The organism is Myxococcus eversor (assembly GCF_010894455.1).
Lineage (GTDB): Bacteria > Myxococcota > Myxococcia > Myxococcales > Myxococcaceae > Myxococcus > Myxococcus eversor.
In genome coordinates, this window is the sequence record NZ_JAAIXY010000019.1 from 117766 (window position 1) to 138620 (window position 20855).

Consider the following 20855-nt stretch of genomic DNA (forward strand, 5'->3'; position numbering starts at 1 on the left):
TGCCGCCGGGAGCGACGTCTGGATATTCAGCGGGACAACGGACGCCCCCCCGCTAGAGGAGAACCCCATGGACAAGCCTCTTGAGAACGCCGCGCTGCTGCTCATCGACATCCAGAATGACTACTTCCCCGGAGGCAGGTTCGAGCTGGACGGCACCGACGCGGCGGCCACCCAGGCCCGGGCGGCGCTCGACTTCTTCCGCGAGCGGGATGTGCCGGTCATCCACGTCCGCCACGAGTCGCCGCAGCCGGGCGCCCCGTTCTTCCTGCCGGGGACACCGGGGGCCCAGATTCATTCCCGCGTCGAGCCCCGGCCCGGCGAGGCGGTGGTGCTCAAGCACTTCCCCAACAGCTTCCGGGAGACGGACCTTCAGGAGCGCCTGCGGGCGCTGGGCGTGAAGCACCTGGTCGTCACCGGGATGATGACGCTGATGTGCGTGGACGCCACGGTGCGCGCGGCCGCGGACCAGGGCTACACCGTCACCGTGCTCCCGGATGCCTGCGCGGCCCGTGCCCTGGAGTTCAACGGCCAGAAGGTCTCCGCGCCGGACGTCCACGCCGCGTTCCTCGCCGCGCTCGGCATGGGCTATGCCCGCCTCGTACCGACGGCGGAGTTCCTGGCCCAAGCCGGGCGCTGAAGCGAAGCCTGCTTCCTACTGGACCGTCACGCCGATGGCATAGGCGCGGACATAGCCAGGGTCGAGGACGAGGTGGTCCTTGGAGCCCGCGGACCAGGTGCCATTGACCATCGGCATGTTCTTCCAGAGGAGCTGACCGATGCCGTAGTAGGTGGCATCCGCGCCGCCGCCGGACAGAGCGTAACCGAACGGCACCGAGGCGCTCGCCTGCGGATGGCTCGAGTAGCTCGACAGGCTGTTCTGAATCGCGTTCACCACGTTGCCCACCCCCGGCAGGGAGGTCCGGATGCCAATGGCGAATGAGGACATCGTCCCAGGGCTCACCGCGTCGTGGTCCTTCCCCTCGGCGTAGCAGCCCGTGTTGTTGAAGGGATAGGAATCCACCGCCATGTTTCCGAGACCGAAACTCACGTCATTGAAGCCACAGCCGAGCAGGGTGTAACCGGTGTCGACAAAGGCAATGGTGTTGGGATAGCTCACGTAGGCGCTGACGGCCTGAGTCATCCGGACATGCTGAAGGAGCTGATTCCGCGTGAGCCCTTGCACCCGGATGGCCAGGGCGTAGCCATAGATGATGCAAGGGTCATTCGTCATGTGGTCCTTGGAGTAGACGGTCCACGACGAGAAGTTCGAGTCCGGGAACGACGCCGTCAGGTGGCTGCCATATCCTCCGTGGGACTGCCAATCCGTGTAGCCACCGCCTCCGATGACGACCCAGTCGCCGCTGACGGGAATGGTCAGCGTGGGGTGCGAGGACCGCGCGGAGGAGCCATAGAAGATGCCGGTCTCAATCTTGCCAGATGCATCGGTGAAGACCGCTTGCTGCGCGTGGCTCGTGCTCGACACAAACAGCAGGCACAGCGCTGCGGCCATTACGGCGGGGACTTGCCTTGTCATTTCATTGCCTCACGAGGTGAGGCGCCCGCATAACACATTCAAATTCAAGAAATACCTTCAAATCGAAACTTCCTTGCGGGTGCCGGAATACCCACTCCCCGAAACAGCCACTCGCCAGCGCGGCCTCCAAGGGACGGAGCGCGGCACCGGGAAGGTCCCGGGGGTGTTATGCCTGGGCGTCATGATTGACCACACGGGTATCGGTGTCGCGGACGTCGCGCGCTCCGCTGTCTTCTACGATGCGGTGCTGAGCGCCTTGGGGATGCATCGCGTCGCGCAGCTCCCAGAGAGCGATGGACGCGATGCGGTGGGCTACGGCGTCGACCATCCTGTCTTCTGGATTGACCGCTTCCATCCGCACAGCGTGAAGCAACACACGGCCTTCGCGGCCCGGAGCCGCGCGGAGGTGGACGCCTTCCATGCGGCCGCGCTGAAGTCCGGAGGCACCGACAACGGCCCTCCCGGGCTTCGCTCCACCGCGCAAGGCTATCCGCCGGGCTACTACGCCGCCTTCGTGTTCGACCCGGACGGCAACAACATGGAAGCCCTCTTCCGCGAGCGGTGAGTCGAGTCCACCGTGGCCCCGGCGCATGCGCCACGCCGTTCGCCGGGGTCCCCGCCGCCCTGACCGCCCTGCTCCTCCGAGCCCTGGGTGTCAGGCCCGCCTGGAGGTCGTGAGCCTCACCGGGGCGCAACGCCCGACGGCGGTGGACCGGGCGTGGAGAACACCGAGCTGGCGGAGCGGTGGGAGATGCGTTGGTAGCGCGCATAGGCCTCCACGAGCGCGGTGCGCATGGCCGTGGCCTCCGTGGGCCCGTGCCGCGCCACGGTGGTGGCCATCGCCTCCAGCAGATAGGCCTCGGGCGCCATCAACGTCCGCGTGAGCGCGACAGGGCTTGCTCCCAACGTCCTCAGCACCGGGCCGAAGTACTGCTCACTCATGCAGGCCAGGACGACGACGGGCCTGGGCGTGGCCACCGACGGCGACTCCACCTGGGGAGGCGCGCGGTCCATCAGCCGGTCATGCCCGGCCCACACCACCAGGTCGGCCCGGCTCGCGCCCGCCGCCGCACGCAGGAAGTCCTCCAGCGCGGTGTCAATCCGGTCGCCCGCGTAGGCATGGAGCCGCAGCCGCACGGGCCGCTCTCCCTTCGCGGCCTTCCGCTCCAGGACGAGCACGCGCAGCACCGCGGAGTCCACGGGCCCCGCCTCGCGGCTCACCACCTTGAACCCCGGGGCCCGTGAGAGGAACCGCTCCGCGCCATACATCGCGCCCCAGTAGAGGTTCGTGTCCAGGGCGCGAGGGGCGCCCGCCGGTGCACGGCCACACTCAATCAAGGCGTTGTCACACAGCGGGACGAAGACCTCGACCTCCACCGCCGCCACGGGAGGCACGGCCAGCAGGCTCAACAACACGAGGGGCAGCAAGGCGGACCTCCAGGAGTGACTCGAAGAGACACCCCTGGCCCGGCCATCCGTTCCCGCGGGCGTGAAGCGCGTCCACGCGCCCTACCCGTCCGTCACTGCCACTTGTAGACGAGGCCCTGCGCGTTGAGTCCCCACACGGAGCCATCCCCCGCGGCGGAGATGTTGCGCAGCGCGCCGGGCACCTTCTGCCAGGCCGTCCCACTCCACTGGTAGACCTGGTCGGAGCCATCCAGCGCCCAGATGTTCTTCGCGTTGCCCACGGAGACGAACGTCATGCCGGCGGGGATGTTCCAGGTCCACTTCGTGCCATCCCAGCGAAGCACGCGGTTCGCGTCCGGGGGGTTGGTCGCCCACAGCTCGCCATCCGCGCCGACGGAGAGCTGGCTGACGCAGCAGCCCTTCTTCTCCCACGCGGAGCCCGTCCACCGGAACAGCGAGCCGCCGTTGTCCAGGCCCCAGGCCGTGTTGGCGTTGATGGCGGTGACCTGCTTCATGCCCGTGGGCAGGTTCCAGGTCCACTTGTTGCCCGTCGCGTCCCACTTCAACACGCGCAGCGAGTCCGGCGGATTGGTGGCCCACAGCGTCCCGTCCGAGGCGGTGGAGATGTTCGTCACCGTGCCGCCCATCTTCTGCCAGGCCGCGCCCGTCCACTTCCAGTTGAAGCCCGCGGTGTCGAGTCCCCAGACCGCGTTCGCGCTCCCCACCGAAATCTGCTTGAGCGTCGCGCCCTGGGGCCCCGGCTGGAGCACCCACTGCGGCGCCGGAGCCGCCAGCAAGTCGCTCCACTTCATGGTGATTTTCGCGTCCGTCTGCCCGGCGAACGTCACCGTCTTGTCCGAGGTGTTCACGGTGATGCCATACACATACCGCGCACCCGGCTTCTCCCACTGCGCCACCATCCTGCCCAGGGAGTCGTAGGCGACGATGCCCATGCTCACGCGGTTGTCCGTGTAGCTGTAGGCCCAGACGGTGTAGCCCTTCCACTTGATGACGGGGCACGTGGCGGCGGCGGCCCCGGTGCCGGGCCCCTGCGTGCACGTCACCTTCATCCCCGGGGGAATCGCGGGCGTCGGCGCGGGAGGAACCTGGACGACCACGGGGGGCGGTACCAGCTCGTCCCAGGTCATCGTTATCTTCGCGTCCGTCTGCCCGGCGAACGTCACCGTCTTGTTCGCGGGGTTCACGGTGATGCCATACACATACCGCGCACCCGGCTTCTCCCACTGCGCCGCGAGCGCGCCCGCGGCGTCATATGCGGCGATGACCATGCCGATGCGGTTGTCGCCATAGCTGAGCGCCCAGTACGTGTAGCCGTCGTACTTGAGCACCGGGCAGGTGGCTGAAGCGGCCCCCGTGCCGGGGCCCTGGGTACAGGTCACCTTGGTGCCGGCGGGGAGCGCGGGAGGGGGGCTCGGCGGGACCTGGGCAATCGCGGGGAGGGGCTGCGCACCGGCCGGGGGGCTGGCGGTGACGGACATCAAGCCCAGACACAGGGCCGCGAGGTTCGCGAATTTCAGAGCGGATTTCATGGGGGGTGTATCGCTTTCGGGGGAAGCAATGGCTGCGCACGGCGCGAGAGCAACAACCAGGCCAGTACCCACTCCAGGGCAGCGGGGCCTGGCTGAAGCGCGCGTCGGGTGTGTCAGGAGTCGCCCCGCGGGTTCTTGACGTGTCCGTTGACGTGTCAGCGCGACGAGACCCGGTGATGGCCCCCCCGATTGACCACATGTGCTTCCCGCCGCCCACTTCACCGTGGCCACCGGAGGCAGCGGCGGCGAAGCTCCGTGCCTGGGGCACGCGGGACATCGCTCCACGGTGAACCCGGAGAGAGCGCACCATGTCGCGAATCGTCGAGCTGTGGGATGCGTGGAGCGAGCGCCAGACACAGGCGGGTCTCCGCGCACTCCATGGCGTGGAGCCCCTCTCGCGCGAGCTGCTCGAACGTTACGAGGCCGCGTTCTGGCGACGCGGGTTCGAGCTGAGCGGTGACCTGCGCGAGCTGCTCGAAGCACGCGGAATCGTATGGGTCTCTCCCGTGGAGTCCGCTGACGGCGAGACACTCCCAGGGCTGCGCCTGCTGAGCGATGTGCGGCTGCTCGACGAGCATGACCGCCACCTGGAGCTGGCGGAGCTCAACGGCGTGTCCGGCGCGGAGCAGTGGATGTTGTTCACCACGGAGCGCGACCTCGAACCCGCGTGGGCGCTCGATGCCCGCTTCGTGGGCGCGAACGGCCCGAGCGTCGGCCAGTATCACCAGGACCTCGTCTGCACCCAACCGGTGGGCCCCACCGAGCCGCTGCCGCTCGCCTCGCCTGACGTCCACTCCTGGCTCGCCGCGAGGCTTCAGGACCTCGAGGCCCGGTGGCGGAGCCTTCCGCGTGAGGTGCTCGAACAAGCGATGCCCCCTTCCCGCTCCAACACGGAGTCCTTCGAGGCCCAGCAGGCCCTGGCGCTCGCGGCGGCAGAGGCACGCGTCGCCAGGGGCGCACTCCGCTGGGAGACGCTCGATGTCGACTGGCGCCGCGTCGCGAGCGGCACGCGCGACACCGCGCTGCTCCAGCGAGTCCTGGAGGGCGTGCGGCAGGACCGGCGCAAGGGACGCCCTGGCATTCCCTTCGACCTGTTGGCCCAGGGCGTGGCCTGGCCTTGGGACTACCCGGGTCCGGGGCAGCTCGCGGCGCGTCTCGACGAAACGGAACGCGGAAAGGTCATGGGCTGGGCCCTGGAACGCGCTGGCGGGCGGACGACAGGCGGCGAGGGGCTCCGCTCCGCGATGGATGCGTTGCACCAGGGAACGCGTGGCTCGCGGGAGCTGCTTCACCTGGTCTCTCGGGAAGGGTGGACGGAGCGCGCCCTCGACTTCGCGACTCCCGAGGGACGCGGTCGCATCCTCGCGCGTGCTGCGGCGCTCGCGCTGTCGGACCGGACGGAGAGCAACGTGGAGCGTGTGTTGACGCTGTGCGCTCACACCGGCGCGGGGACGCAGGGGGCCTGGAGTCTGCTCGATGCATGGGACCACCTCGACGCCGTCTTGAACGGACGAACCCAGCCGGGCGTCGAGGTGAAGCCCGCGCCGACAGTCCCCGACTCGGCGCTCGTCACGGAGCTGCGTGCCTGGCTGCTCACGCACCCCGGTCCGCAGAGGAAGCTCGCCGAGGAGCTGGGCACACAGTGGGCACCTCGACTGAGTGCCGCGACGCCCGACGAACGCGAGCCCCTCGCCCGGATTCTCAAGAGCGCGCTCAAGTCCCCGAAGCTCACGGGCGAGCTGAACGCCCTGCTCGCACGCCTGTACTGAAGCGGGGACATCGCTCCACCGCGAGGGATACAAGGACCCCATGCAAGAGCCCCGGACCCCGCGGCCCCTCCACCGAGGCGACCTCTACTGGATGGAGTCCGATGAAGCGCGAGGGTCGATTCCCCCCATCGTGCATCCCCACCTGGTGGTTCAGGAGGATGTCCTCAACCACTCTCGCATCCACACCGTGGTGGTCTGCGCGCTGACGTCCAACCTGAAGCGCGCGAACGAGCCGGGCAACGTGCTCCTCGACGAGGGCGAAGGCGACCTGCCCCGGCACAGCGTCATCGTCGTCTCCCAGGTGTCCTCCGTGGAGAAGACCCGGCTGGGAGAGTTCATCGGCACGCTCTCCGCGCAACGGGTGGAGCAGGTCCTCGCGGGCCTGCGCTTTCAACAGGCCGCGTTCTTCAACGGCCGCTGACCCGCTGCAGCCAGCGGCTCACTTCATCCAGGTACTCGCGCGGGAGCGCATGGCCACTGTCGAAGGTCTTGTGCGTCTTGCGGCGAGACGGGGCCGCGTCGAACAGCGCCTTGCTGTCCGCGACGGGAGCGAAGTCATCCTGGTTCGCCGTCAGCAGCAGCCAGTCCTGTTGAATCCGCGCCATGTGCCGCACGGGGGCCACCTCCTCCATCGTCGGGTCGATGTGGGGCGGCACCATCGTGACGAGATGGGTGACACGAGGCTCACGCGCCGCGAGCAGCAGCGCCACCTGGGCGCCCATGCTGTACCCGCCGACGAGCACCCGAGGCGGCTTGCCCTTCACCAACACGGCGGTGAGCAGCGCGTGGGCGTCCTTGACGGTGTCGGCGATCATCGCCACATACGGCCCGGGCTCGCCCCGGTGAGCCTGCTTGGCGAGCGCACCGGGCTTCGCGTCGGGGGTCGCCCGCTCCCCATGTCGTCGCGCATCCAGGAGATAGACCCGATACCCGGCCCGCAGCAGCGTGTCCTTCAGCACTCCGCCATGCGTAGGGGCCGCGTCCGACAGCCAGTCCTCCTTCTTGCGGGTGAGGCCGTGCAGGAGGACGGCCACCGGCGGGTTCGCCGCGCCGCCCTCGGGCTCCAGCACCACGGTGGGGATGCGTTCTCCATCCGCGCCGCGGACCTCCAGCGGCGCCACCGGGTCGGCGGCGTGGGCCAGGGAGGCGGACAGCAGCAGCAGGCACAGCGAGAGCAGGCGAGTCATGTCGGGATTCCTCGGAGTGAGAGGTCCCGCCACCTTGCGATTTCCGACGTCAGCCCCGCGTCAACGCGCGGTTGACCTCCGGTTGACGCGGCGACTGATAACCTGCGGCCCTCTCCTTCCAAGGCCCCCTGCCCGCCCGGGCATCCCCATGCGAGTGCTCATCGTCGAAGACAACCGCGACCTCCAGGCGAACATCGCCCGGTTCCTGGGCGCGGACTTCCAGTTGGACTTCGCCACCACCGGGCCGCAGGGACTCACGCTCGCGCTGGGCCATGAGTACGACGTCATCGTCCTCGACCTGATGTTGCCGGGCCTGGACGGAATCGAACTGTGTCAGCGCTACCGGGAGCTCGCGCCCCGGCTGGTGCCCATCCTGATGCTGACCGCGAGGGACACGCTCGATGACAAGGAGGCGGGCTTTCGCGCGGGCGCGGATGACTACCTCGTGAAGCCGTTCTCCCTTCGGGAGCTGCGCCTGCGCCTGGAAGTCCTGGCGCGGCGCCCCGTTCCTTCGAGCGGACGACGGTTGATTGTGGGGCAGCTCACCCTGGAGCCGGACACCGGCTTCACCCGGCTGGGCGAGCGCACCGTGCGCCTCAACAGGACGGAGGCCATCATCCTGAAGCTGCTCATGGAGGCCGCGCCCAAGCCCGTCTCCACGGAGAAGCTGGCCCACCAGCTCTGGGGAGACGAAGCACCGGAGTCGAGCGCGCTGCGCACCCATGTCTATGCCCTGCGAGGCGCGCTCGCGGAGCTGGGAATGAGTCCCTCCATCACCACGCGGCGCAACGAGGGCTACAGCCTGGATGCGCCCCAAGACTAGGTCGGTCCGAGGCCTCCTCCTGGGCGCCATGGCGCTTTCCGCGGCGCTCGCGCTCGCCCTGATGGGAGCCTTCTTCACCGCCTTCAGCTACGACCTCGAGGACGCCATCTTCGACCGGCTCGTGGCCACCGAGGCGGACCGACACCCGGATGAACCGAGCATCGTCCCGTCCGGAATGACGACCTACGTGGGCCACGCCAGCCTGCCTCCGTGGCTCCGGGAGTCGCTGCCGGAGGACGCTCCACGGAGCGAGCGGGAGGTCTTCACGCGGGGGCATGGGCACTTCCATGTCGCGGTGCGCCCGGACGCGGCCCGAGGGCCCACGCGCTACGTGGTCTTCGACACCACGGCGCTGACGAGCACCACCCGCCATCTCCAACGGACGGCCGGACTGCTGGTGACCAGCGCCCTGCTGGCCCTGCTGGGCGCCGCGCTGCTCTCCCGTTTCGTCGCGAGGCGGCTCAGCCGTCCCCTGGAGCAGCTCGTGTCACGGGTGCGGGCGGACGTGACTCCGCGCCCGGAAGAAGACGGCGGAATCGCCGAGGTGCACATGCTCGCGGCGGCCCTGCGTGCCCGGGACCTCCGCATCCAGGAGCTGCTGGAGCGAGAGCGCGCCTTCAACCGCGATGCGAGCCACGAGCTGCGCACGCCCCTGGCCGTGGCCCAGGGCGCGGTGGAGATACTGGAGCTGGACCCGCCGTCGGACGGGGAGACCTTCGAGCGACTGCGCCAGGCGGTGCGCCACATGGGCCTGCTGACCGAGGGAATCCTCTGGCTGGCCCGCGCGGGCCGCTCCGACGAGACGTGCGAGCTGGTGGGCATCACCCGCGAGATGGCCGCGCTGTATGGAGACCGTCACCGGCACGACGGCGTGGAGCTGGTCATCGAGGCCTCGGACGAGGTCCTCGCGCCACTCCCGGGGGCCGTGGCGCGGGTGATGCTGGGCAACCTCATCAAGAACGCGCTCGATTACACGAGCCAGGGCCGCATCGTCATCCAGGTGGCTCCCGGGAGCTGGAGCATCCGCGACACGGGCGTTGGCTTCGGACAGGTACAACCCGAGCACGCGGGCTTCGGCGTCGGATTGTCGCTCGTGGAGCGGCTGGCGCGTCGGTTCTCCTGGGACTTGTCCATCCGTCCCGAGGAGCCGCACGGGACGCGGGTACAACTCTCCTGGCCTCCCGTGGGGCCGCACGGAACGTGACGGCCGCGCGCCGAGTCGTCAGTCGTCGCGGGCGGTCCTGACGTCCGGCTTCTTGCATCCCGGCGTCATGCAGAGCTGGCCCATGACGACGCCCCCGCCGAAGCCGGGCTGGAGGTCCAACTGGTGCGCATGGATGCGAATCCGGACGAAGGGGTGGCCACAGCGAAGGTCCATGTCGGAGTCCTCCGCCTCCGACACGCGCGGCAGCCCCTGAAGCTGGAGTGCGAGCGGTTTGTCCTGGAGCCGCCGGGACACGAAGCGCGCATGGCGCCACTTCACGAAGCCCGTGGGCAGCGGCCGCCCCAGCGCGTTGGCGTCCTTGTGCTCGTGGACGGCGCGCGCACGGGCTCGCGTCGAGCGGGCCTGCTTCACGGCGCGGGCGAACAGCAGGGCCCTGTCACACGGCTCGCACTCATAGAGCCGGAGGGTGCGCGCCTCCGTATCGGCGTCGAGCGATGGGATGTGGAACACCTTCGTCGGCTGCACCCGACGGTTGCACTCGGGGCATGCGGCCCGGGCCTTCAGGTCCTCTTCGGAGATTGGCGCGGGTTGGACGTCCCAGTACAGCGCGCCGGTGAGCCCGAACGGCGCGGGGAAACGCCGAGCCTCCTCCGCGCGCTGGAGCAGAATCTTCGGGAGGGCCTTCGAGCGCTTCAGGGCCTCCAGTTCCCGCACGAGCCAGTCCGCCTTCACGTCCTCCACCTCGGGCCGACGGCCGTCCGCCAGCCACTCCACCGCCCCTCGCGACAGGTCCTTGAGCGTACGCGGCGTCGTGTCCTCCGCGTCCGGGTCTCCGGCTTCCTTCAGCACCGCCGCGAGCGCGTGGGCGCTCGACTTCGCCTTCAGACCCCGCCGCTTCAAGTAGTCCCAGAAGCCGGTACCGAAGCGAACTGCGCACTCGTCGAGGTACTGCTCGCACCGCTTGCGCTCCTTCGCGGTGAGCAGGTCCGGCGCCAGGCGCTGGAGGCCCACCAGATACTCGGCGGCCAGCTCCACCCGGTCACCATCGAAGCGCTGGATGAAGTCCAGGGTATGCGCGACGACCTCGGCGTCACTCGCGAAGTCGAACAGCGAGCTGCCGCTGACCTCACCCGCGGCCCGCCAGCCCGACTCCTCGAGGGACACGGCCTTGATCTCCTCGAACCGGTCGCCCTGTTCCTTCGCCAGTCGCTCCAGGACCTTCCTCGCGGAAGGCCGGGCCTGACGCACCGTGCCCGAGCACCACGAGGTGAAGCGCCACTCTCCTGTCTGTCCGGGGAGGCGGTAGCGCACCGGCCATCGCTCCAACTCGGACAGCAGTTCGACGCGGCGCTTCATCTCGCGACGGCTCAAGGGTTGGAGGCCCACGCCAGGCATCAAGGCTTCGTACGTCAGCGCCTCGAACGCGTTGCGCGGCCGGAGCACCCTCGCCACGAAGAGGTCGCCCTCGGGCAGCGGAATCTTCAGCTCCATCAGCCGGGCGCGCATCGGCCGAAGGCGCTCCGGGTCCTCCGGCCGCACCTCGATGCCGATGGGGGTGGTGAAGTCACACTCGCAGCTCGCGCAGACCACCGCTTCGGGTTCGACGGGCACGCCACACGCACAGCGCAGCGTGTCCTTCCGGGGCGGGACATAGGCCAGCGCCGCTTCCCGGCGGTGCTTCTGCAACAGGACGAAGTCTGTCTTCACGCGCGGTTCGGAGTGACGCGCGGACAGCGCGCGCTTGTTGTCTTCCCAGAGCCAGCACCGCACCTCACCGTCGAGCGCGAAGCTCGCCAGCTCCCCACGCCCGCCTTTCTCCACCGCGAGGTCGAGGAGCGCTTCCAGGAGCGCGCGCAGCTCCGGAGCATCGGCGTCGGCCACGACACAGGCGAGCTCGAAGGGGCTGCCGAGCCCCCCCAGGTCGAACAGGGGGCGCTGCTTCAGCGTTTCGAGGAGCTGAGCGGAGGAGAGCGTCTGTCCCTGGGGCTGGCTTCGCAGCCAGGCTGCTTCCTTCCTCGGTGCGTTCTTGAACTCGATGCGGACCGCCAGCCCCGTCAGCCCCTTGATTCGCACGCACACGCTCCCGCGGTGACACCCTGGGAACGACTTACCCGAGGACAACTCCCACCGTCCATCCAGGGAGGCAATCAGGAGCCGCCGTCGCGCATCCGACGAGAGTCTTCACGTGGCGCTGGGCTTGGCTTCCGCATGGGCGCATGTTGGCGACAACGGCCGGGACGAGGGCCCTGCTCCATCCGAGTCACGACCAGGCCGGAGTAGGTGTCCGCGTGTTCCTTCAAATAGGCCACCAGGTCCACCTCCACCACCTCACCCGCGAAGTGGTCACCGACAATCCATCGTCCGTTTCCGCTGTAGAGCCCGGTATGCCAGACCCAGACAGGGCGACCCGAGAGCTCGCCGATGGAGGGCTCGGCCGGATTGGCGTCGAACCCCACCAGCCACAGCACGTCACCGGGCACCAGCCGCGTCACGTCGAGCGAAGTGGAGGCCACGGGCGACAAGCCCGACACCGAAGCGCCCAGCTCCGCCGAGGGCACCGCCACAGTGGGAAGCACGGAGAACGACTTCCAGCCACAGCTTCCCACGCGCTCGGCGGCGTAGAACAACACGCCCTGGCAATCGAGCCCCGCGCCGCCCTCACGCAGGCGCCCGCCCAGCACATAGGGCACACCCAACACCTCTCGCGCGGCGAGCACGAAGCGCTCCCGGCTGAAGTTGGCGCCGGACGTTCGAGTCGACTCCGCCTGGGCACGCACGGCGCCGGGCAGGGCGAGCATGCAGAAGCTCAATCCCAGCCATGAAGTCAGAGCCCACCGCGAGACGAACCCACGCGAGCTCGCGCCGAACCCCTTGCGATTGAAGGACATGACCGGAGCGTTGCACGCCCTGCGGAGGCGACACAAAGCGACACATGTCCGGCGCGGCTCCCGCGAAACGGAAACGCGGGCGGCTTTGACACCGCTCCTCGTCCGCGCGTTCCCTCGACGCGGGCCGGCTATCTCATTGAGCGAAGAGGCCCTCCGACCGAGCGGAGACACCGCCTGGAATCGGTCCTACCGGGAACCGGCTTTCAGCGCCTCCTCGAGGACGGTCCGGGTCTCGTCCGCGATGGCCTTGTCGCCCTTGTGCATCTCGTACATGAGCAGGCCCTTCGAGAGCGAGACGTTGCGCGGTGGGGTGTCGTTGGTGCCTAACTTCTGCTTGTTGTCGGGGTGCTCGGGGTTGAGGGCACCGTAGAGCGCCATTTCCGAGACGTTCCATGTGAACAGGCACGCCACGCCGGTCACCTTCCTGGCGAGGGCCTTCTTGTTCTCGGGGCGGGCGCACGTGGTCGCGATGCCAAGAAGCACCTCCTTGCAGGAGTCCTCGTAGCCCACCCCATCCCAATCCTTGGGATTGAACCAGTTGAAGTTGGTCTTGACCTTGAGCCGGGTGCCGCACGCGGTGTTGGCGTCCTTCAGCGCGCTGGAGATCGACTTCTCGAAGGAGAGCCTGGCCTCCTTCTGAAAGAGCTTGGGCTCATCGGCGCGCGCGGCCATGGACAACAGGACCATGGCCGCGAATACGTGCTGCGAACGCATGCAGGGCTTCCTTGACTAGAACACCTTGTCCCAGCCGGTCTTGAACCAGTTCTTCACCGCGCTGGCCGCGTCACCCCAGTTGTTCCCATGGGGCCCCGCGATGTCGACCATCCCGTTGACGCCTCGGGCCTTGAGGTCCTCGGCGGCCTTCACCGGGTCCTTCGACTCGCCCCACACCGAGACGGTGCCGGCGGGCAGGAAGGTCTTGATGGCGTCGTCAGTCAGCTTGTCGTGACGCACCACGAAGGTGACGGGCCCGCCCAGCTCCTTCGCCAGGTCGACCATCTTCCGCGCATCCGCCCCCTTCACCTGTCCCTCGGTGGGCGGGTTGATGGCGAGGATGGCATTGGGGAAGCGCGCGCGAATCTCGGCGCCGTACTTCTGCATGTCCCCGAAGCCGAGGTTGAGCATCAGCTTGTCCTCGGAGATGCCCACCTTCTCCAGTTCGTCGAGGACGGCCGGAATCTGGTCGCCCTCCTTGATGTCGAGCTTGAGGCCGCGCCCGGACGCCTTGCCCATCGTCAGCCACTCGTTGAGCGTGAGGTTGTCTCCATCCTCGTGGCCCTTGTCGTGGCGCATCTCCGGGGTGTCGTTGTTGATCTCCTTCCGGATATCCCCCTCGAACCAGTTCGCGCCGCTGTTCAACGCGGCCTCGAACTCCTCCTTCGTGTTGGTGCGATGCGCGTTGCGCGCCTCGGAGAGCGGCTGGCCCTTGGACCAGGTGGTGTCCACCGGAGTCGAGGACTCGGCGGACTTCGCGCTGACGGTGTTCGCCTGGAAGCTGTCCGTCTGGGAATGACCCTTGGGCGCGGTCGACGGAGCGGTCGCCTTCGCCTCGGCCACCGGAGGCTGTGGCTGCGGCTTGGGGAGCAGCGGGACGACCCTGGGACCAATCCGACCGCCGTGCTCAAAAGGCATGGTGCGACCTCCGATTCTCAATTGTCGGGGAATGGTGGAAAAAGGTGCTTCGGCGAGGGCCACACCCCGCGGCTCACAGGCGCAGGGCACCGCTCACCGTCTCCCGGGGGGCCTTCACAGAGGAGGGAACGGAGGGGCAACCGGGCGCCCCTACCCTTCCCCTGGTGATGGATCCCACTCTGGTAGGTTGCTCCGCATGAAACACCGCCCGGCTCCCGCTCCGGCCTTCTGGACGTTGCAGCTCGGGGGCTGGGGGCTCTACGCCCTCCTGCTCATCATCACCTTCTATCCGGCCATCACCGCGGGCGTGGATGGCGGCGCGCTGCACCTGGTGGTGCCCAAGGCGCACCGCGCGCTGTACGGGCTGGCGCTCACCAGTGTCATGCGGCTGGCCTACCGGCCGCTCTTCCCGGGCACCTTCCGACGGCAGACGCTCTGGGCCATGGTCATCAGCGCGGCGTTCGGAGCCCTCTGGGCGGTGCTGGGCGAGCTGTGGGCCATCTGGCTCTACCCCACCTACGACTGGCAGCGGCACCAGATGTCGATTCCCCGGCTCTCGCTGGAGTACGGAATCACCCTGCTGGGCTGGAGCGGGCTCTACTTCGGAATCAAGCACGCCCGCGCCTGGCAGGAGGAGCGCGAGCGCGCCCTGCGAGCGGACACCCTCGCGCAGGAGGCGCGGCTCGCGTCCCTGCGGCACCAGATGCATCCGCACTTCCTGTTCAACGCGCTCACCTCCGTGCGCGCCCTCATCGGGGAGGACCCGGCCCGTGCGAAGCGCATGGTGACGGAGATGGCGGACTTCCTGCGCTTCTCGCTCCAGAAGGGGGACTCCCCGCATGTCCCGCTGGAGGAGGAGCTGTCCATGGTGCGCAGCTACCTGAGCATCGAGTCGGTGCGCTTCGAGGAGAAGCTGGACGCGAGCCTCTCCGTGGAGCCCGGCACCGAGCAGCTCACCGTGCCCGCGTTCCTCATCCAGCCGCTGGTGGACAACGCGGTGAAGCACGGCATGGCCTCTGGCGTCCTGCCAGTGCGCGTGCGTGTACAGGTGACGCGGGTGAAGGACGTGCTGCGCATCCAGGTGGACAACACCGGCACGTGGGCCCCCGAGGCACGCGAGCTGGGACCCCAGGGCACGGGCACCGGCCTGCGCAACGTGCGCGAGCGGCTGGCCCAGCTCTTCGCGGAGCGCGCGAAGCTGGAGACGTCGGAGTCGGACGGCTGGGTCCACATCGCCGTCGAGCTTCCCGCCATGGAATGGACCCCGATACTCGCCGAGGAATCGCATGACACAGCCCCTGCGCGCCTTGCTCGTGGATGACGAGCGACTCGCCCGAGTCGAGCTGCGTGAGATGCTGTCAGCGTCTCCCCACGTGAAAGTCGTGGGCGAGGCGGACAGCGTGACGTCCGCGCTGGCGCGAATCGAGGAGCTGCGGCCGGAGCTGCTGTTCCTCGACGTGCAGATGCCCGGAGAGGGCGGCTTCGAGCTGCTCGCCCGCCTGCCCGAGCGGCCGTTCCAGGTGATTTTCGTCACGGCCCACGACACGCATGCGCTGCGGGCGTTCGAGGTCAACGCGCTCGACTACCTGCTCAAGCCGGTGCATCCGGACCGGCTGGCGCGGGCCGTGGAGAAACTCGTGGCACGGGAGCAGGGCAAGCCCGCGCCCACACAGGGCCCCACCCGTCCGAAGCTCACCGAGGCGGACGTGCTGTTCCTGGAGAACGGCGCGAAGTCGCGCTTCGTGCGGGTGGAGCACCTCGTCTGCCTTCGCGGCGCGGGCGACTACGTGGAGCTCGTCACCGCGGACGGCCAGTGCACGCTGTCGCCGCGCCCCTTGAAGGAGTGGGAGCTGCGCTTGCCGGAGCGGACCTTCGCGCGCATCCACCGCTCCGCGCTGGTCAACCTCACCTTCGTCGAGCGCGTGGACCGGGGCCTGGGCGGAGGCGGCGACGTCTACCTGCGCGGGCTGGAGGCCCCGCTGCCACTCAGCCGGAGCCACGCGTCGGCGCTGCGCGAGCGGTTCGGCTAGCGCGGGCGAAGGCGGCTACCTGCCTTGCCGCTCCTGCTCGCGACTGCGCTCCACGAAGTCCAGCACCTCCCTCGACACCGAGCCTTCCGGCAGCGCGAAGTGGCGCGAGACGACGTCCACGGTGGCGATGTACTCCGGCAGGTTGTAGCCGTAGAAGACCACCCGCCCGAGCCGCGAGTGCTCGTGCGTGCGCAGGTGCTCGCTCAGCGTGGAGCACGCCAGCTCCACCGACTCGCGCAGCGAGAGTCCTCCGGTACCAGCCCCCAGCGCCACCATGGCCACCGAGAGGTCGTCTTCCTCCACCTGCTCCAGCGCCGCCCACAACCGCACGCATGCGTCGCGGATGCGCTGCACGTCCGGGAACGAGCCACCGTGGATGCCCTCGCGGTAGTCCATCACCGCGACATGGGCCACCCACTGCGCGGTGGGGTGCGCGCCCGCCTCCGTCACCAGCACCTCGCCCGGCGCCATGGGCCCACCGAAGCGCGCGTTCAGCGCGGCGAGGATGTGCTCCTGGAAACCCACGCCACACGCCCGGCGGATGGCACCGGAGACACCCGAGCCGAGCTGACCATTCGTGTTGGACGCATTGACGAGCACCCGCTCCCGCCCGTTCACCAGACTGCCCTGCGCGACTTCGACAGACGACAACCTCGGGCCCACGTCAGGGCCCTTCAACACCACGTTCGACAAGCGCATGCACGACCTTCCCAGGTCCACTCAAGACAAGCGGGACCCGCCAGTGCTCAGGCCGGTCCCGCGAAGATAGAAGTTTGTGATGGATACCGGTGGAGCGGACCTTGGTCCCGCTCGACACCCGGCTCACTCCACGGCGCGCTTCACCTCGGGGTCGATGACCCGGTTGCCCTTCCACCAGTCATGCTCCCCGTAGCGCTGCTGGGCCCGGTCCACGCCCCCGTAGTTGCCGGTGACGATGTCCGCGATGTTGGCCAGGGACTCGGAGCCCTCGTTGTAGTACTTGGAATGGTCGCCCATGTTGCTGTTGTTCCCGCGGTCCTTCGCCTCCGCGGTGAACCGGTTGGCGCCGAACTTGTTCTCGGACGGGTCCTGTCCCAGCGGGTCCCCGGGCAGGTTGCTGCCATTGAGCCAGGACACCAGGTCGCGGCTGGCCGAGCCGGACCACGTGTGGCCATTGGCGAGCGCGCCGTCGTAGTCCTTCACGGACTTCGCGCTGCCAGCGCCCGGGCTGCCGATGAGCACCAGGTCATCCGCCTGGAGTCCATTCTTGTCGGCGGCGATGGAGGCGGTGGTGCTGCCATAGCTGTGGCCAATGACAGTCAGGTGGGGCTGGTTGCCCTCGCGGCTGGCGCGGATGCCGGCCACGTCGGCGGCCAGCAGCTTCGCGCCATTCTCCGCGGCGTTGTCGGACGCCACGTTATGGAAGCCCGGCGCGTCGTAGCCCATCCAGGCCACCGTCGCGACCTCACCGTTCGCCGTGCCCGAGGCCTCATGGAGCCGGAGCACTTCGCTGGTCATGCTGTCCATCGAGCTGCGCACGTCCGAGTTCAGTCCCGGCACGCTCACGGACACGTGCTTCGCGGTGTCCAGGTTGCCGGCGACGATGGCCGCACGGCCCTCGCTCTTCACGAAAGTCGAGTCATAGATGAGCAGCTGCGCGGAGCCCGCCTCCTTCGCCGTCCGGTCCAACTGAGCCTGCACGGTCCGCGCGTTATCCAACTGGCGCTGCTGCTCCTTCGACGGCGACTTCTCCGCGCTGAGCCGCGCGATTTCGTTCTTGAGCTGCGTGCGGTTCGCCGTGTCGCGCACGGAGGCCGGCAGGCCGTCCATGGAGCCGACCTTCTTGGGGTCCGAGGAGACCGCCTGCATCTGCTCCGTGGGGGAGAGCTGCTTCCACCACGACGCGCGCGCCTTCGGGTCCGCGGGCGCGCTGTCCAGCGGCCCCTTCGCGGCGGGCTGCGCCTTCTCACCCGTGAGCTTCTCCGCGCCCGTCTTGCGAGGCCCCTCGTACGCGGAGACCTGCTCCACCGGCTTCGCCTTCGGCCTGGCCTCGGTCGCCGTCGCCGTCTGCTGCTGCCTGGCGGCGACGCGCGCTGCCTCCGCGCGACGACGGGCGGACTCGGCGGCGCTGCTGTTCACAGAGGAGAGACCGGCCATGACTGCGCCTCGTGTTGAAGGGGGGATGCCTACATCTTCGCGAATCAGCCGAAAATGTTTCCTGACGCATGGGAAAAACCGACGGACATGATGTGACGCGGGAAGTCACCTTCATTGTCCGCGACCCACGGCGCCATGCGTCACCTCGGCGCCTCTCCGCGCAAAGCCGGACATGGGGTCCGCCCCGTTCCCGGCCCCCGCGTGAAAGGCAGAAGGCCCGGGGCCGCTCGTGAGCGACCACCGGGCCTTCGTCAGCGAGCGAGGACGGGACGGCTACTTCGTAGGGTTGTCCACGCCGGTGCTGGTCCACTGGTAGCGCTGAACCCAGTCACCACCGACACCCAGGCCCGTCTCGCGCTGGCGGTCCTGCACGAGCGCCGGAGGCAGGCCCTTCTCCTGGAAGCTCGCCGGCACGCGGGTGCCGGACTCCATGTGGGAGTTGTTCACGACTTCGTACGAGAGGTTCGGCTTGCCGGTCTTCTCGTCGATGCCGGTGCACTTCACCTCGGTGCGGTACGAGCCGATGAACCACTCCAGCGAGGTGTACTTCTCCTTGCTCTTCTCGTCGGTGCCCGGGCCCGTGAAGCGGTACAGGGCCTTGTCGTTCTGCTCCTGGGTGGCGTCCTTGGGAGGGAAGACGTCGCCCGGCTTCGGGTTCGGGTACATCTTGAAGAACTCTTCGGTCACCTGCTGCTGGTGGGGCCGGCCCGCCAGGTCGTCGGTGTACGCGTTGTCGCGCACGGTGACACGCTCGGTGCCATTCTTGTCCTTGTCCCAGGTGCCCAGGTCCTTGGGCTTCTCCTCCAGCAGCCACGTTCCCCACAGCTTGGGCCAGTCACCCTGGAGCTTCTGTCCCGTCACCGGGTCCGTCGTCCGGGTGATGCCCTCCAGGTCCACCCGGCCCAGCGTCTTCAGGCTCTGGGTGACGGAGGAGTCCTTGCCCAGGAGCAGCTCGGACGTCTTGGCCAGGCCATCCATGCCGCCCTCGGCCGCCTTCACCAACTGGTCGGCCGCGCCGTCCGGCAGCACCTTCTGCACGCCGTGGTAGGCCGTGCGCAGGCCCGTCTGGAACACGTCGCGCGCCAGGTCCTTCGGGTCGGTGATGGCCTTCTTGAACGCGTCCGTGACGGGGTTGTGCTTCACGTCCTCGAACACGTCCTTGCTGGTGTCGACGACCGCCTTCTTCACGTCCTTGCTCGTGTCGACGACGGCCTTCTTCACGTCGGCCGCCTTGTCGACGACCGTGTCCTTCACGTCGTTGACGGTGTTCGTCACCGTCTTCCGAACGTCGTTGAAGCTGGGGATCCTGAAACCCATGGGTGGGACCTCGGGGGGTGTGGGCGGCCGGACCGCGGCTGACTCAGGGGTTATCGGGCCCGGAACCCCTGTTGTTTCTTGTAGGCTGAGAACCACGAGCCCATCGACGGATTTTCCATGATTCCAGGGGTTTGCAGGGTGTGGGCAAGGACATGACAGGCCGCGCCGACGCCGCGACTCAGAGGCCGACGAGACCACCGCGTACCTCGACACGCTCCTGCCGGACTGGAAGTCAGGGCGCGTCTATCCCGAGCGGTGGAAGGAGCTGCTCGCGGCGGAAGGCATCCCCGTGGGCGAGGAGGAACGTGCGCCGGAGATAATGACTGCCCTGGGCCGCGTGGTGATGCTGTACACGGACATGACGCTGGGGGACGACTTCCCCGCGCTGCGGACCCTCCTGTGGAAGCGCAAGGGGAGCATGATCCACGCGGAGATTCACGGCCACGGCCAGCTCGCGCTGGCGACCGTGTTCGGCGTGAAGGACGCCGCTTCCCTCGGTGCACTGGAGCGTGTGATGGAGAAGGAGCAGCTCGGCACCTTCTTCCGCCACGCGAACCAGCTCCACGGGCTCGTCGACTTCTGGGGCGTCCCTTCCCTCGACACCAAGGTGGCGAAGCTGAAGGCACTTGCCCAGGAGCACGACGCGGCGGTGGCGGTGGAGCTGGTGGATGTTCCCAAGAACGTTCGCCTCGAACAGCGCCTCGCTTCGCGCGCACCTCACACGGGACGGCTGCGCCTGTGGGCCCTGTTCAAGTCAGCGGAGGCGGCGGCCCGGTATGCGAAGGACTTGAGCGGCGACGTCACGGTGGCGGGCCCGCACGTCCTGCTGGAGGAGGACCACTTCGGACCTCGCCTCGGCTACCTCGCCCAGCGACAGGGCGGCACCGCGCTCATGCTCACCAGCAAGCGCGTCGTCGTGCTGGGCCACTTCACCCAGCCCACGCGCGGTCCCCCCGACGTCGTCCCGCACCTCCGTCCGTACCTGACGGCGGACGACCGCGTGGAATCGACGACCTGGAACGACACCCTCTCGGTCCAGGTCAACACCCTGGAGCCCGGACGGGTGTTGAAGGCGCTCGTCGAGTTGGAGGCCGTGCTGGGCGTGCGCGCCTGGATTCGGGTGAACTCGGACAACGCGCTCGCGGAGGCCCTGCACCGCCTCCGCGAGGACGTGGACCAGGAGCTCCGTAGACGGTAGCGGCGGGCCTACCCCTGCTCCCCCCGGGGGGCTTCTCGCGCCCACGCGGACGAGCAGGCAAGCGATTCACCGTCACCGAGGGCGACCAATGGAGCCACCCCTCGCTGACACCCGAGCACCAGGCAGGAGGCGGGGTCGACGAGGACCGCCAGGATTCGCGCGACGTCGAGCCCCGTTCCACTCCGCTGGGAGCCCATTGTTCCGCCCACGCGGAGTCTT

The 20855-nt window shown here is 68.6% G+C and carries 20 protein-coding genes; 9 read left to right on the plus strand and 11 right to left on the minus strand.

Translation table 11 applies throughout. The features are described from left to right. Nucleotides 1–67: 67 nt before the first annotated feature. Nucleotides 68–637 carry a cysteine hydrolase family protein gene (locus tag G4D83_RS32835; protein ID WP_163868820.1) on the plus strand — a complete coding sequence of 190 codons (570 nt, stop codon included), beginning with the start codon at nt 68–70 and terminating at the stop codon, nt 635–637. A gap of 15 nt (nt 638–652) precedes the next feature. Here G4D83_RS32835 and G4D83_RS32840 read toward each other — a convergent pair whose 3' ends face one another. Then, entirely contained in the window at nt 653–1510 is an 858-nt protein-coding gene (locus G4D83_RS32840) for a hypothetical protein (RefSeq protein WP_163868821.1), read from the minus strand. A 205-nt stretch (nt 1511–1715) separates the two neighbouring features. Between G4D83_RS32840 and G4D83_RS32845 the strand changes: the two genes are divergently transcribed. After that, complete coding sequence (locus G4D83_RS32845) at nt 1716–2099, plus strand: VOC family protein (RefSeq protein WP_163868822.1); 384 nt, start codon at nt 1716–1718, stop codon at nt 2097–2099. Nucleotides 2100–2215: 116 nt separating this feature from the next. Here G4D83_RS32845 and G4D83_RS32850 read toward each other — a convergent pair whose 3' ends face one another. After that, the gene (locus tag G4D83_RS32850) at nt 2216–2962 is read right to left on the minus strand and encodes a hypothetical protein (RefSeq protein ID WP_163868823.1); all 747 of its coding nucleotides are present in this window, start codon (nt 2960–2962) and stop codon (nt 2216–2218) included. A 92-nt stretch (nt 2963–3054) separates the two neighbouring features. Beyond that, nucleotides 3055–4491, minus strand: coding sequence for a tectonin domain-containing protein (locus G4D83_RS32855; RefSeq protein ID WP_163868824.1), 1437 nt, complete (start codon nt 4489–4491; stop codon nt 3055–3057). A gap of 308 nt (nt 4492–4799) precedes the next feature. On the opposite strand from G4D83_RS32855, the gene G4D83_RS32860 reads away from it, so the two are divergent. Both G4D83_RS32860 and G4D83_RS32865 read left to right on the plus strand, forming a co-directional pair. Then, on the plus strand, nt 4800–6260 hold the full coding sequence (locus G4D83_RS32860; protein WP_163868825.1) for a hypothetical protein: 1461 nt from the start codon (nt 4800–4802) through the stop codon (nt 6258–6260). Nucleotides 6261–6300: 40 nt separating this feature from the next. Continuing rightward, complete coding sequence (locus G4D83_RS32865) at nt 6301–6681, plus strand: type II toxin-antitoxin system PemK/MazF family toxin (protein WP_163868826.1); 381 nt, start codon at nt 6301–6303, stop codon at nt 6679–6681. Here G4D83_RS32865 and G4D83_RS32870 read toward each other — a convergent pair. Further along, nucleotides 6668–7447, minus strand: a complete 780-nt coding sequence (locus G4D83_RS32870) for an alpha/beta hydrolase (RefSeq protein WP_163868827.1) — start codon at nt 7445–7447, stop codon at nt 6668–6670. The genes G4D83_RS32865 and G4D83_RS32870 overlap by 14 nt on opposite strands. Nucleotides 7448–7595: 148 nt before the next feature. Here G4D83_RS32870 and G4D83_RS32875 point away from each other — a divergent pair, with 148 nt between their 5' ends. Both G4D83_RS32875 and G4D83_RS32880 read left to right on the plus strand, forming a co-directional pair. Further along, on the plus strand, nt 7596–8270 hold the full coding sequence (locus tag G4D83_RS32875; RefSeq protein ID WP_163868828.1) for a response regulator transcription factor: 675 nt from the start codon (nt 7596–7598) through the stop codon (nt 8268–8270). Further along, nucleotides 8254–9474, plus strand: a complete 1221-nt coding sequence (locus G4D83_RS32880) for a sensor histidine kinase (RefSeq protein WP_240356846.1) — start codon at nt 8254–8256, stop codon at nt 9472–9474. Before G4D83_RS32875 ends, G4D83_RS32880 begins: the two co-directional genes overlap by 17 nt. Nucleotides 9475–9492: 18 nt before the next feature. Here the strand turns inward: G4D83_RS32880 and G4D83_RS32885 are convergent, their stop codons facing one another. The 4 genes from G4D83_RS32885 to G4D83_RS32900 form a co-directional block, all read right to left on the minus strand. Next, nucleotides 9493–11508, minus strand: a complete 2016-nt coding sequence (locus tag G4D83_RS32885) for a hypothetical protein (RefSeq protein WP_205522777.1) — start codon at nt 11506–11508, stop codon at nt 9493–9495. Between the two features lie 74 nt (nt 11509–11582). Continuing rightward, entirely contained in the window at nt 11583–12233 is a 651-nt protein-coding gene (locus G4D83_RS32890) for an NlpC/P60 family protein (protein WP_163868829.1), read from the minus strand. A gap of 276 nt (nt 12234–12509) precedes the next feature. Continuing rightward, a complete protein-coding gene (locus tag G4D83_RS32895) occupies nt 12510–13037 on the minus strand; it encodes a hypothetical protein (RefSeq protein ID WP_163868830.1) in 528 nt (175 codons plus the stop codon). 15 nt (nt 13038–13052) lie between these two features. Continuing rightward, nucleotides 13053–13955 carry an FAM151A/B family protein gene (locus tag G4D83_RS32900; RefSeq protein ID WP_163868831.1) on the minus strand — a complete coding sequence of 301 codons (903 nt, stop codon included), beginning with the start codon at nt 13953–13955 and terminating at the stop codon, nt 13053–13055. 196 nt (nt 13956–14151) lie between these two features. On the opposite strand from G4D83_RS32900, the gene G4D83_RS32905 reads away from it, so the two are divergent. Both G4D83_RS32905 and G4D83_RS32910 read left to right on the plus strand, forming a co-directional pair. After that, on the plus strand, nt 14152–15276 hold the full coding sequence (locus G4D83_RS32905) for a sensor histidine kinase (protein WP_163868832.1): 1125 nt from the start codon (nt 14152–14154) through the stop codon (nt 15274–15276). Next, nucleotides 15242–15985 carry a LytR/AlgR family response regulator transcription factor gene (locus G4D83_RS32910; protein WP_163868833.1) on the plus strand — a complete coding sequence of 248 codons (744 nt, stop codon included), beginning with the start codon at nt 15242–15244 and terminating at the stop codon, nt 15983–15985. Before G4D83_RS32905 ends, G4D83_RS32910 begins: the two co-directional genes overlap by 35 nt. 15 nt (nt 15986–16000) lie before the next feature. Here the strand turns inward: G4D83_RS32910 and G4D83_RS32915 are convergent, their stop codons facing one another. The 3 genes from G4D83_RS32915 to G4D83_RS32925 form a co-directional block, all read right to left on the minus strand. Next, nucleotides 16001–16684, minus strand: coding sequence for a macro domain-containing protein (locus G4D83_RS32915; protein ID WP_163868834.1), 684 nt, complete (start codon nt 16682–16684; stop codon nt 16001–16003). Nucleotides 16685–16807: 123 nt separating this feature from the next. After that, nucleotides 16808–18121 (minus strand): alpha/beta hydrolase, encoded by a 1314-nt coding sequence (locus G4D83_RS32920; protein ID WP_163868835.1) that lies wholly within the window; start codon nt 18119–18121, stop codon nt 16808–16810. Between the two features lie 273 nt (nt 18122–18394). Beyond that, nucleotides 18395–19438, minus strand: coding sequence for a hypothetical protein (locus G4D83_RS32925; protein WP_163868836.1), 1044 nt, complete (start codon nt 19436–19438; stop codon nt 18395–18397). A 319-nt stretch (nt 19439–19757) separates the two neighbouring features. Between G4D83_RS32925 and G4D83_RS32930 the strand changes: the two genes are divergently transcribed. Beyond that, nucleotides 19758–20636, plus strand: coding sequence for a hypothetical protein (locus G4D83_RS32930; protein ID WP_163868837.1), 879 nt, complete (start codon nt 19758–19760; stop codon nt 20634–20636). The last annotated feature ends 219 nt before the right edge of the window (nt 20637–20855 follow it).